The organism is Pontibacter harenae, assembly GCF_020907245.1.
GTDB lineage: Bacteria > Bacteroidota > Bacteroidia > Cytophagales > Hymenobacteraceae > Pontibacter > Pontibacter harenae.
In genome coordinates, this window is the sequence record NZ_JAJJWH010000002.1 from 113410 (window position 1) to 127378 (window position 13969).

The following is a 13969-nucleotide window of genomic DNA, read 5'->3' on the forward strand; positions in this document are numbered from 1 at the left end:
GAAGCTATAGTTTAAATAAAATATTACATCGACATTAGGTCTAGCACCGAGAGGTTTTTAGACGGAAGGGCTGTTTCTCCCATCAAATAAAGATCTACTGCACGTGCGGCCTCACGGCCTTCAGAAATAGCCCACACCACCAGAGACTGACCACGATGGGCATCACCTGCTGTGAAGACTTTCTCTACGCTTGTACGGTACTGCATATCCGACACCACATTGCCTCGGTTGTCAAGTTCCACACCCAGGTTCTGAAGCAGACCTTTTGACTCTGGGCCTTTAAAACCAATAGCTAGCAATGCCAATTCGCAAGGCAGTTCGCGTTCTGTGCCTTCAATCTCTACATAATGCCTTCTACCTTCTGGTGTGATCTCGCTCTCCAAGTCAGCTACTAGCAATGCCCTTAGGTTACCGTCTTCGTCACCTAAAAAAGCTTTTGTTAACATTGCCCAAGCACGGTTAACGCCTTCTTCATGCGAGCTGGAGTTTTGCAGCACCATTGGCCATTGTGGCCACGGATTATCGATAGGACGCTCTGTTGGCGGCTGCTTCATGCGAGCAATCTGCGTTATAGTCTTAGCTCTTTGACGGTTAGAAGTACCCACACAGTCAGCACCTGTATCGCCACCGCCTATTACCATTACATTTTTGCCTGTTGCCAGAATCTCTTCTCCCTCTACTGGCAAACCCTGCACACGGCGGTTCTGCTGCACTAAAAAGTCCATAGCAAAATGCACACCTTTCAGATCTCTGCCTTCAATAGGCAAATCCATAGGCATTTCGGCGCCAGTACAAAGCACAACGGCATCAAAAGATTCCATCAGTTCATCTGTAGAAACTGTAACGCCAATGTTCGTATTCGTGAAGAAAGAAACACCTTCTTCTTCCATTATTTTGATGCGGCGCTCGATCACCCATTTCTCCATCTTGAAATCTGGGATGCCATACTGCAGTAATCCACCAAGATTGTCATTCTTCTCGAATACACTTACCCAGTGGCCTGCCGTGTTTAGCTGTGCTGCAGCTGCCATACCTGCAGGACCAGAACCGATAACGGCTACTTTCTTGCCTGTCCTTTTCTGCGGCGGCTGCGCTTTGATCAACCCTAATTCAAATGCCTTTTCAGCGATAGATTTTTCTAGGTACTCTATAGTTACAGGCGGTTTATTAATGCCTAACACGCAGGAAGCCTCGCATGGCGCAGGACAGATTCTGCCCGTAAATTCAGGAAAGTTATTTGTAGTGCTAAGCACTTCAATGGCTCCTACCCAGTCTTTTCTATAAACGGCGTCGTTAAAATCTGGTATTTTATTGCCTAGCGGACAGCCGCTGTGGCAAAAAGGAACGCCGCAGTCCATGCAACGAGCTGCCTGTTCGTGCGCGTGCTCCTCTCCTAGCTTTTCGTATATTTCGTTATAGTCGTTTACCCGCACTTTCGGATCTCTGGCAGGTGGTAAAGACCTGTCGAACTTTAAGAATCCTGTTTCTTTTCCCATGGTTGTATCTCTTAAACGGCTTGTTTCAATGAATTTTTCTTTTTAGAAAGTACAGCCTTGTACTCTCTCGGCATTACTTTCGTGAAGCTGGCTAGTGCAATTTCCCAGTTATCTAATATGATTTGGGCCAACTGGCTACCAGTATATTTCACCTGGTTCTCTAGTAGCTGACGCAGCAACATGTGGTCTTCTAACTCCACTTGCTCCAGATCAACCATTTCGGTATTGCAGCGAACACGCAGCATTTCCTCAGGGTCATATACAAAAGCCACACCTCCACTCATACCTGCCGCAAAGTTTCTGCCTGTAGGGCCAAGCACCACTACTACACCACCCGTCATATATTCGCAGGCATGGTCGCCAGCACCTTCCACCACGGCATTGGCACCAGAGTTTCGAACGGCAAAGCGCTCACCAGCCATACCGTTTATGTATACCTCACCAGAAGTAGCACCGTAAAGCGCTACGTTACCGATAATGATATTATCCTCTGGTTTAAAGTTAGCCTCTTTATCAGGATACACTACCAGGTGCCCGCCAGAAAGCCCTTTACCGAAGTAATCGTTGGCCTCTCCTTCCAACTCTAGATGCAGGCCTGGGGCCGCAAAGCCACCAAAAGTCTGACCAGCAGAACCCCTGAACTTCAGGTGAATGGTATCGGCTGGCAATCCAACGCCTTTGTAGCGCTTAGATACCTCATTCGAAAGCATTACACCTATAGAACGGTTTGTGTTTTTTAACACGAAACTTGCCTGAACTGGTGTCGCATTTTCAAGTGCTTCCTGAGCCGCATCAATCAACTTCCAGTCCAGCACTTCTTCCAGCACATGGTCTTGCTCCATCTGCTTATAAATGCCTGTGCCTGTAGATTCTGGTTGTCTGTACACCAACGGTGCTAGGTTCAGGTCTTTTATTTTCCAGTGGGTAATGTTATCTCTCACCTTCAGCACATCGGCCTGGCCCACCATTTCGTCAACTGTTCTAAAGCCAAGCGATGCCATAATCTCTCGCATATCCTCAGCCAGGAAGTTGAATAGGTTTACTACATCCTCTGGTTTGCCTGTGAACAATGCTCTTAACTCAGGATTTTGTGTAGCCACACCTACAGGGCAAGTGTTCTGATGGCACTTACGCATCATGATACAGCCTTCCACAATAAGGGCAGCTGTTGCCACACCCCATTCCTCAGCACCAAGCAACGTAGCAATGGCAAGGTCGCGGCCTGTTCTGATTTGTCCGTCAGTTTGCAGCGTTACACGGCTACGAAGGTTATTTTTTACCAAGGTCTGATGCGCTTCTGCAAGCCCAAGCTCCCAAGGAATACCCGCATGGCGAATAGAACTGATTGGTGAAGCACCTGTTCCACCATCGTGGCCAGAAATCATGATCACATCAGCCTTTGCTTTCGCAACACCAGCTGCTACTGTACCAACACCAGCCTCAGAAACTAGTTTCACGTTGATACGAGCTTCTCTGTTGGCGTTCTTTAAGTCAAAGATCAGCTGTGCCAGGTCTTCTATAGAATAGATGTCGTGGTGTGGCGGAGGCGATATCAGGCCTACACCAGGCGTAGAGTGACGCACTTTGGCAATCCAATCATCTACTTTATCACCTGGTAATTGACCGCCTTCGCCAGGCTTGGCACCTTGCGCCACTTTTATCTGAAGTTCATCAGCATTGGTTAAATAGTAGCTTGTTACACCAAAACGGCCCGACGCCACCTGCTTTATAGCAGAGCGTTCCCAGTCGCCGTTCGGGTTACGCTCAAAGCGTACTTCGTCTTCGCCACCCTCGCCGCTGTTGCTCTTTGCACCAATGCGGTTCATGGCAATAGCCAAAGTACTGTGTGCCTCATAAGAGATAGACCCGAAAGACATGGCACCAGTGGCAAAACGCTTCATGATGCTTTCTACTGGCTCTACTTCTTCTAAAGGAATAGCCTCACGCTGCTTAAAGTCCAGCAGGCTGCGGAGCGTACATACACGTTCGCTTTGGTCATTTATAAGTTGTGCATATTTCTTATAAAGCGCATAATCGCCGCGCTTGGTAGAATATTGCAGCAGGTGAATTGTTTCTGGGTTCATCAGGTGGAATTCGCCATCGCGTTTCCACTGATAGAAGCCACCTACAGGCAATCTGGAGGAAACGTGCTGCGGGAATGCGTAACGATGACGCGCAAGCACTTCTTTCGCAATGCCATCGAAACCAATGCCTCCAATACGCGAAATAGTCCCCTCAAAACACTTATTTATTACTTCAGCACCTAAGCCAAGGCACTCAAATATCTGGGAGCCCTGGTAAGACTGCAGCGTAGAAATGCCCATTTTAGACATGATTTTCAGCAATCCAGCGTTTACAGCCTTAATATAATTCTGCATGGCCTGCTGATCGCTTACCTCCTTCTGCAGTTGCTTATTTTTATTAAGCGAAAGAATTGTTTCGAAGGCCATGTAAGGGTGTACCGCACTCGCGCCAAAACCTATAAGCGTTGCAAAATTATGTGTTTCCCAAACATCGCCAGCCTCTACCACAATACCCGCCATCGTACGGATGCGCTTACGGATCAGGTGGTGCTGTACAGCGCCTGTAGCCAGTAATGAAGGCATAGGAGCCTGTCCTTTGTCTACATTTCTATCTGTAAGAACTAAGATATTATATCCGTCTGCAATAGCTTGTTCAGCTTCTGCACACACTCTGTCAACGGCTTCCTCTAACCTACCTGACTCGCCATCGGCGGCAAACACAATAGAAATATCTTTGTGTCGGTAGCCATACTTGTGCAGTTGCTTTAGTGTAATGATATTCTCGTGCGAAAGCACGGGCTGCGAAATGTGTACCTGCTTACAGTGTTCTGGTGTTTCGTCCAGAATATTAAGCCCCATACCCACACGCGTAAACAACGACATTACCATTCGTTCCCTGATTGGGTCGATGGGTGGGTTACTTACCTGGGCAAACAGCTGCTTAAAGTAGTTCGACAAATGCTGGCTCTGCGTCGAAAGCACGGCTAAAGGCGTATCAGCACCCATAGAACCTACTGGCTCTTTCGCGCTTTCTGCCATTGGGCCTACAATCATCTTCAAATCTTCGGCAGAGTAACCGTATACTTGCTGGCGTTGCAGTAGTGTCTCTTCATTCAGCTCAAGCGCAGGCACCATTGGCGGCAACAGTTCACGCAGCTTCAGGCGCTTAAAGCGCAGCCATTCGCGGTAAGGATTGCGGCTGGCAATCTGCTCTTTTATTTCTTCATCACTGATAATTCTGCCTTGCTCCAGATCTACCAAAAACATCTTTCCTGGCTGCAAACGACCTTTGGAGATCACTTTGCTTTGATCTACAGGAAGGGCACCCGCCTCAGAAGCCATGATAACAGTTCCGTCTTCTGTTACACAGTAGCGCGACGGTCGCAAGCCGTTTCTATCGAGCATAGCACCTACTATCTTACCATCGGTAAAGCAGATAGAAGCAGGGCCATCCCAAGGCTCCATCAATGAAGCATGGTACTTGTAGAAATCCTTCTTCGTCGGGGTCATCAGGTAATTGTACTCCCATGCCTCCGGCACCATCATCATGAGAGCGTGCGGCAACGAGCGTCCAGCTAAAACCAGCAGCTCCACCATGCTATCAAAGTTAGCTGAGTCGGAGTGGCTGGAATCACAGATTGGAAGAAGCATGTTCAGCTCTTCTTTCGTGAACAGCGAAGACTCCATCAGCACTTCCTTCGTTTTCATCTTGTTCACGTTGCCACGAATGGTGTTAATCTCACCGTTATGAGCAATAAAACGAAAAGGCTGTGCCAGTTTCCATTTCGGGAAAGTATTGGTAGAGAAACGAGAGTGCACCAAGGCTATCGAAGACACCACACGCTCATCCTGCAAGTCAAGATAATACGTTTTAACCTGGTCGGTACGTAACTGCCCTTTGTAAACTATAACACGTGCCGATAAGCTGGCAAAATAAAAATCGTGAAGTGATGCATCTATGGTACTGCCAATGGTGTGTGTGGTGTAGTTCCTGAACACGTACAGCTTACGCTCCAAAGCATCGGCATCCAATGTAGTATCCTGGTGCACCACAAAAAGTTGTTCTATATTTGGCTCGTTAGCTAGCGCTGTTGCACCCAAACCTTTACGGCTTACAGGCAGTTCTCTGTAACCTAAGATAGTTAAGTTCAGCTTATCAGCAGCCTCCTGCAATATTTGCTTACACTGCTCCCTTACCTCAGCCTCAGCAGGAAAGAAAACCATACCCACACCGTACTTGCCAGGTTCAGGAAGCGCAATATTTAGTTTTGAGGTTTCTTCCTTTAGAAACTGGTGTGGCAACTGGAAAAGAATACCCGCTCCGTCGCCAGTTTCTGGCTCACAGCCACAGCCACCTCTATGCTCCATGTTCTCAAGCATAATAAGTGCATCTGCAATGGTGGCATGCGTTTTTCTTCCCTTCAAGTTTGTCAAAAAGCCTATTCCACAGGCATCATGTTCAAGTTCAGGAATATAAAGGTCTTTTACAGGTTCTTTTTTCATTGTATGATGTATATACAGTTATTTTACCACAACACAGGGTTGGGCGGTTAACGTTTAACAAGTATTAAGTTTGGATGGGTGCCTCTAACTCTTAAACATCATTGTAATTGTTGAACTGCACATAAAATACAGGTTCGTAACGTTTACAATGGCTTTTAGTGAAAAGTACATTTCGTAGCGCGAATCAGATTCAATACAATATCATAAACAGCGTTTTGTATGAATTGGCTCAACAAGTTAGCACTTTTTTTTAAAAAATGGAAATACAAGGGCCTATTAGCAGCTTAAATAGAAATATATTGTATACAAATTTGCATTTTTATAATTGCACAAGATTATAGTTTTTACACTTACCCCCTATTCATAAAAGGGGGCACTGAGTTAAAAACATCTAAATAAGAACCACTCCTACTTGCCATAAAGGGGGCAAAAACAAAAAATTAAGTTTTAAGCCAAAAAATAAAAATTTCTAAACTGACAACATAATTTTAAAAACATTGAAATTATAATAAGTTATACGAGATATTATTCTAAAACAGACATCACTCCTAAAACTCTCCTAGGTATTTGGTTATCAAACAACTTGCTAACTACATTTCTGAAGCTACCTATTCCTAAGCAACTATTAACCAACATAGTACCTATTAATAAGGCAATTATTTATGATAGCAAAAAAACTATGCAACAAACACACCATAGTTATTTGTAACTGTCGCTTTAACTTAATTGATGTTCGTACATTATTTTTTCAATAATCTGTTTCTTTCACAAGATAGATTCCTACCTTTGCAAACCGAATGAACATTCAATAGAGAGGAAAGCAATGGAGCCGTTAGCAGAAAAGAAAAAGGCCATATTCGAAAGCACACTAGAACTAGTGAATGAAAACGGTTTTCATGGCACGCCTATGAGCATGGTAGCCAAGAGAGCTGGAGTTGCTGCAGGCACTATATATCATTACTTCGAAAGCAAGGATAGCCTTATCTGCGAGTTGTTTCAAAGTATAGAAGCACAACGGTTGAACGTGTTAAAAGAGGCCGATGACAAGACCCTGCCCTACCAGGACAGATTTTTCAATGTCTGGCGCAGTTTGTACCTCTTCTATATCAAGAACCCAAACGTGCTTAAATTCTACGAGCAGTTTGTAAACTCCCCCTATAACTCTACAAAGAAAGGCGGTGGTTTCAAACCATACCTAAACCTGATTTTCTCATTTTTTGAAGAAGGAGTAAACGAAGGAATTCTCAGAAAAGTAGACCCGCAGGTATTAGGTGTTATGGTGCACGGGAATATCATTTCCACAGCTAAAATACATGTTCATGGCACCATCAGCTTAAGCGAAGAAGCATTGAAACTTATACAGCAGATAGTTTGGGATGGTATTGTGAAGCGCGACAGATAGCCAGTTGGTTCATCTCACTCAAATCATTATAAAACAAATCTAACTTAAATAGCAACTATGATTATTATGCCCGTGAAAAGCATCTAAACCAGCAAATCCAGATAAAATTCGAAACACAAAAAGGTACTATCAGAATATATGAAATTAGTAGATCGTTTAAAGCCATTGCTGCTGGGATGCCTCCTGTCTCCCACGCTGCTAATGGCCCAAACAGCCCCAGCTACCGCACCACAGCAACTTACACTGGAGCAGTGTGTGGAGTATGCGCTGAATAACAGAGCGGCTGTGGAACAGGCAACCATAGACGAGGCCATTGGTGAGAGGCAAATCAATGCCAGCCTATCAGGCTGGCTTCCGCAAATTAGCGCCAGCTACGGTGGCACGCACAATATACAACTGCAGCAACAGCCTTTTGGAGAGCAGATTGTAACGCTCGGTCAGAAGTATACCTCTAACCTGCTGCTGGAAGCAAACCAAACCCTTTTTAGCAGCGATTTGCTCCTAGCCTCCAAAGCAGCGCGATTCCAAAGGGAGCAGCTAGACCTGAACACCGTGAACACCAAGATTAATACGGTGGTGGATGTGAGCAAAGCTTTTTATGATATTTTACTTACGCAGGAACAGATCAGGATTCTGGATGAAAACCTGGCAAGGCAGGAGAAGCAGTACCAAGATGCACGAAGCAGGTATGAGGTAGGCTTGGTAGACAAGACAGACTATCAACGGGCTGCCATTACGTTGGCTAATATCCGCAGCGACCGTAAACGGGCGCAGGCGGCCATAAGCGCTAAAAAGGCACTGCTGAAACAGCTGATGGGTTACCCTATTGAGTCGGACTTGAGCCTGAGTTTCGCTTATGATGTCATGCAGCAGGCTGTATTGATAGATACCACTGCTATTCCAGAGTTCGGGAACAGAGTTGAGCTACAGCAGTTACAGACTCAGCGACAATTGCTCCGACTGAACACCAGCTATAGTAGGTGGGGCTTTTTACCAACGGTTTCCACTTATATCAATCATAACAGGCTGTTCTTCAACAACGAGTTTTCTGAGCTTTACAGTACTACTTACCCTACCTCAGCAGTCGGTCTACGTGTGGCTATACCTGTATTTCAGGGCACCAGGAGAATACAGAACCTACGGATAGCCCAGCTGCAGGAAACACGTGCCGACATTGAAATCGAAAATACCCGCAAAGCCATCAATACGGAGTACCAAACTGCGCTGGCTAACTATAAGAGCAGCTACAACGATTGGATCACACTCAGAAATAACTTAGAGCTGGCACAGGAGGTGTACGACATTATCAGACTACAGTACGACGAAGGAATAAAAGCCTATGTCGATCTGATTGTAGCAGAGACAGACCTGCGCACCACGCAGCTTAACTACTACAATGCCTTGTTTAATGTGCTGGCGAACAAGCTAGACTACGAAAGAGCTTTAGGAACTATAGACGTTAATTAAAACAGCTAATAAACCAGAATGAAAAGGAATTATACTTGGCTGCTATCAGCCGTATTGTGCTCCACTGTATTGGCATCCTGCGGCGGAGACCAGGCTGCAGAGCAACAGCAGAACCCAATGGCAGCCGCTGTGCCTGTTACAGCTTATACTGTAAAGTCTGAGTCTGTAACAGGCACCGACACTTACCCAGGCAGTGTTGTCCCAATTAATGAAGTGGAGCTTCGCCCTCAGGTGGCAGGCTATATCTCGAACATCTATGTGCAGGACGGACAGCGCGTTACAAAAGGCCAAAACCTATACGAAATAGACAGAAACAAATACCAGGCTGCCTACCAGCAGGCGCAGGCTAACCTGCAGAGCACCCGAGCCAATCTGGCACGCGTACAGAAAGACCTGGAGCGCTACGAGCGTTTAGCTGAACGTGATGCCATTGCCAGGCAGCAGGTAGACTATGCACGCACAGATGTACAGACAGCGCAAGCACAGGTTACATCGGCCCAGGCGCAGGTGAGAAGTGCGTCCACCGACCTAGAGTACTCGCTTATAAAGGCTCCTTTCACAGGTGTCATCGGTATTTCGCAGGTGCGGGTGGGTGCGCAGGTTTCCCCTGGCCAGCCTACTTTAAACACTATTTCCTCTGTAGATCCTATTGCGGTGGACTTCGTGATAAACGAGCAGGAAATAGGTCGTTTTGCCGACTTGCAGCAAGGGCAACAACCTGATTCTCTTTTCACCATCAAGCTTACCAATGGCAGGGAATATCCTTACCCAGGAAAATTGCTGGCCATTGATCGCGCAGTTGGACGCCAAACAGGCTCTATAACCGTACGGGTACAGTTTCCTAACTCTGAGCGCCAACTTATTCCAGGCATGACGGTGAACGTGCAAGTACTAAACCAAGATATAGGAACACAGCCAGTTATTCCGTTCAGAGCAGTAACAGAGCAGCTAGGCGAATACTATGTTTACCAAATTCAGGGCGACTCAGTGGTGCAGCAGAACGTGCAGTTGGGCACCAGGTTTGGCAGCGACATTGTGGTGCGTGAAGGAGTAAAGCCAGGCGACCAGTTAGTTGTTGAAGGAATACAGCGCCTTAGCCAGGGAGCCAAAGTACAAGTAGGTGCTCCACAAGCCACCCCTGCTCAACCTGCTGCAGCAAGATAATTTTCACGAAGCAAGATTCTCTTAAGAAACATGATATCAGATGTATTTATAAGAAGGCCCGTCACCTCCATTGTGATCTCCATAGTGATCGTACTGGTGGGTGTGCTGGCTATGATGAACCTCCCCGTTACGCAGTATCCCGATATTTCGCCTCCTACGGTATCCGTGTCGGCCAACTATACAGGTGCCGATGCGCAGACGGTAGAACAAACGGTGGCTACTCCTGTGGAGACACAGATTAACGGTACGCCAGGCATGGCTTACATCACCTCTACCAACACGAGTACAGGTCAGATGAACATGAGCGTGGTGTTCGAGATCGGAACCGACATTGACATAGCCACGCTGGATGTGCAGAACCGTGCCAGTATCGCGGAACCAAGCCTACCAGAAGAAGTAAGGCGATTGGGTGTAACGGTAAGAAAACGTAACCCAAGCATCATGATGGTGATTGGTATATACTCCCCTAAAGGCACGCACGATATTCAGTACCTGGATAACTATACGAACATATTTGTGCGCGATGCCTTGCTTCGTGTGCAGGGTGTAGGCGATATAAGTGCCCTGGGCCAGGATTTTAGTATGCGTCTATGGCTACAGCCAGATTTGATGGCGCAGTATGGCATAAGCTCTAACCAGGTTATAGCAGCTGTACAGGAGCAGAACTTACAGGTAGCCGCGGGTACAGTGGGCGGCAAGCCACAGGAGAACACACAGGCATTCCAGTACCCGATAACTGTGAGTGGACGTTTGACTACCCCAGAGGAGTTTGAAAACATTGTAATTCGTACCGATCCTGCAACGGGTTCTATTGTATACCTGCAGGATGTGGCCCGAGTGGAATTCGGAAGGTTTGACTATGGCAGAGCATCCAAAATAAACGGTGATCCTGCGGCCATGTTGCTCCTTTACCAGGCTCCAGGCAGTAACGCCTTGGAAACCGCAGAAGGTATTTATGCCACATTGGATGAGCTTAAAAAATCCTTCCCTGCCGACGTAGACTATGTGGTGTCTTTTGAGACGATTTCAGTAGTGCAGGTATCCATCAATGAAGTGGTACATACTCTAGTGGAGGCCCTGATTCTAGTTATTATAGTTGTGTTCCTGTTCCTGCAGAGCTGGCGTGCCACGTTAGTGCCTATCCTTGCTATACCTGTTTCTATTATTGGTACTTTCATTTTCTTCATACCGCTTGGCTTCACTATCAATACCTTAACTTTGTTCGGCTTCGTGCTGGCAATTGGTATTGTGGTAGATGATGCCATTGTGGTGGTAGAAGCAGTGCAGCATTATATAGACCACGAACGGCTCTCAGCGAAGGAAGCAACACGCAAGGCTATGAAAGAAATCACTGCACCTGTAATTGCAATTGCCCTTATTCTGGCGGCGGTATTTATACCTGTAGGCTTTATTCCTGGTATCGTAGGGCGACTGTACCAACAGTTTGCCATCACCATCGCCATCTCAGTATTGATCTCGGCATTTGTTGCGCTTACCCTGACACCAGCACTATGTACGCTGATGCTAAAGCCAATGAATGTGAACAAGAACTCCAGGGGACTTAATAAGTTCTTCTACAAGTTTAACAACTGGTTCGGCAGAACTACAGAGTCTTATTCTGGTGGTGTTCGCAAAAGTATAAAGGCTGCACCGTTAGTGCTGATTCTGTTGGTTTGCCTTTATGTTGGTACGATTGGATTATTTGCCACCAAACCTACAGGCTTTATTCCTACGGAAGATGAAGGCCGCTTATTTATTTCAATAGAGCTGCCTGAAGGTGCTTCTGCTAACAGGACGGAAGCGGTTATGCAGCAGATGAGCGATATACTCGCAGATGTTCCTGCGATTGTAAACAATACGTCCATTTCTGGTCTGAACGTTATTAACTTCTCCTTTAAGTCTAACTCAGGAACTTTCTTCCTGCAGCTGAAGCCGTGGAGCGAACGCGAAGATCCTTCCATGCAGCTAGCCGGTGTAATGGCAGAGTTAAATCAGCGCTTTGCAAGCATAAAAGAGGCAAGCATACGGGTGGTATCTCCCCCTGCCATTCCAGGCCTTGGCCAGTCAGGTGGTTTCAGCTTTATGCTGGAGCAGCGTTCTGCCGGCGATATAAAGGAAATGGAGCGCATAATGGGTATGTTCTTAGGCGCAGCGAATCAGCGCCCTGAGATTGCGATGGCTTATAGTTTCTTTAACACCAATACTCCTGGTTACCATGTGGAGGTAAATCGTGAGCAGGCGAAGCGAATGGGTGTATCCATATCAGACATTTACAGCACCATGTCGTCGTTCATGGGTAGCCGTTACATCAACGACTTCACTCGCTACGGACGTAACTTCCGTGTGGTAGCACAGGCTGATACTGCTTTCAGAATGGACATAAACAGGCTAAACCAGTTTTACGTGCTAAACAGGCTGGGAGAATCTGTACCGCTGAGTGCTTTAGTAAATTATAGAGTAGTTGAAAACCCTTCAGTAATCTCACACTATAACTTGTTCCGCTCTGTAGAAATTATGGGTAACGCTGCCCCTGGTTATAGTAGCGGGCAGGCACTGCAGGCACTACAAGAGGTTGCAGCGGAAGTACTTCCTACAGGCTATGGCTACGACTTCTCAGGCCTCAGCCGCGAGGAACTTACAGCGGGTAACAGCACGATCTATGTGTTCTCACTTTCCATTATTCTGGTACTGCTCCTTTTGGCAGCGCTGTATGAAAGCTGGTCGGTTCCGTTCTCTATCCTGTTTGCGATTCCGCTGGGAATGTTTGGGGCCATACTTGCTCTTACCTTCCTGCCAAGGCTGGACAATAACGTGTACGCGCAGATTGGTATGATTACATTGATTGGTCTGGCCGCTAAAAACGCCATCCTTATTGTGGAGTTTGCCAAAGAGCGTGTAGACCGTGGCATGGAGTTGATCGAGGCCACCATAGAGGCTGTAAAGCTCCGACTGCGCCCGATCATTATGACCTCGCTTGCCTTCATACTTGGTGTTGTTCCTTTGGTGCTGGCCTCAGGCGCTGGAGCTGTATCACGCCAGACAATAGGATGGGTGGTAGTCGGCGGTATGTTAGCCGCGACATTCCTGGCTATCTTCATAGTTCCTGTGTTGTATGTAGTTATCACCAGGCTGGCATATGGTAAAAAAGGACTGGCAGAACTTCAAGCCAACTATAAACCAGAAACTGATGAGGGAGGCGATCCTGAGTATGTAAATCCTCATTAAGAGCACCTAAACTGTATCTTTAAATTTGAAAAAGCTCTGGCCGATATGGTCAGAGCTTTTTTGTTACTCTATATGGTTGTAACACAATTGCTATGAGGCATCTTAAAGCTGCCGCACCAAAACAAAGTTTAAACATTTTATTTTGAGCCGCTAAATCTTTAGGCTATATTCATGGCTAAAACAAACTTTTAGCCATGAAGAAATGCTACATCTTATCTCTCTTCGCTCTTCTTTTAACAGGAGGTAAAGCGTTTAGTCAATTTAATGCAGCTTATCACCAATCTAGTTTGCCGTTTGCCTCTGTTTCCTACGACTTCAACAGATTCCATCCTGATCTACGTTTGAGCACAGATGTCTTAACAAGAGATTTAAGTGCAGAACTAACTCTGAACTATAAGTTTATAAACAAAGACAGCTACTACATGTACAGCGGCTTGGGTTTTAGAGGAAACAACTTCCAGGGCTTTGTTTTACCTGTTGGGCTTACCGTTTTTCCGTTTGAGCGTAAGATGTTCGGTTTCCACTCAGAAGTAGCCGTTATTGGTTTAGGTAATGATGTTCCTGCTCTCAGAGGAAGCTGGGGTATAAAAGTACGATTTGCCAGAGGAGAAGAATAACAACAGTTCTTTCAGAACACTTCTAAAACAACAAGAGCCGCTACAGCAGAATGCTATAGCGGCTCTTGTTTT

General features: G+C 46.3%; 7 protein-coding genes. 5 read left to right on the plus strand and 2 right to left on the minus strand.

Going from position 1 to position 13969, the window contains the following annotated elements; translation table 11 throughout:
• Positions 1-23 precede the first annotated feature (23 nt).
• Complete coding sequence (locus LN893_RS01860; protein WP_229967730.1) at positions 24-1496, minus strand: glutamate synthase subunit beta; 1473 nt, start codon at positions 1494-1496, stop codon at positions 24-26.
• Positions 1497-1507: 11 nt separating this feature from the next.
• The gene (gene gltB, locus LN893_RS01865) at positions 1508-6022 is read right to left on the minus strand and encodes a glutamate synthase large subunit (protein WP_229967732.1); all 4515 of its coding nucleotides are present in this window, start codon (positions 6020-6022) and stop codon (positions 1508-1510) included.
• A gap of 823 nt (positions 6023-6845) precedes the next feature.
• Here gltB and LN893_RS01870 point away from each other — a divergent pair.
• From LN893_RS01870 to LN893_RS01890, 5 genes are all read left to right on the plus strand, one after another.
• Positions 6846-7424, plus strand: a complete 579-nt coding sequence (locus tag LN893_RS01870) for a TetR/AcrR family transcriptional regulator (protein WP_229967734.1) — start codon at positions 6846-6848, stop codon at positions 7422-7424.
• Positions 7425-7562: 138 nt separating this feature from the next.
• Positions 7563-8891 (plus strand): TolC family protein, encoded by a 1329-nt coding sequence (locus LN893_RS01875; RefSeq protein ID WP_229967736.1) that lies wholly within the window; start codon positions 7563-7565, stop codon positions 8889-8891.
• Positions 8892-8909: 18 nt separating this feature from the next.
• On the plus strand, positions 8910-10055 hold the full coding sequence (locus LN893_RS01880) for an efflux RND transporter periplasmic adaptor subunit (protein WP_229967738.1): 1146 nt from the start codon (positions 8910-8912) through the stop codon (positions 10053-10055).
• Between the two features lie 30 nt (positions 10056-10085).
• Positions 10086-13280 carry an efflux RND transporter permease subunit gene (locus tag LN893_RS01885; protein ID WP_229967740.1) on the plus strand — a complete coding sequence of 1065 codons (3195 nt, stop codon included), beginning with the start codon at positions 10086-10088 and terminating at the stop codon, positions 13278-13280.
• A gap of 194 nt (positions 13281-13474) precedes the next feature.
• Entirely contained in the window at positions 13475-13897 is a 423-nt protein-coding gene (locus LN893_RS01890; protein WP_229967741.1) for a hypothetical protein, read from the plus strand.
• The last annotated feature ends 72 nt before the right edge of the window (positions 13898-13969 follow it).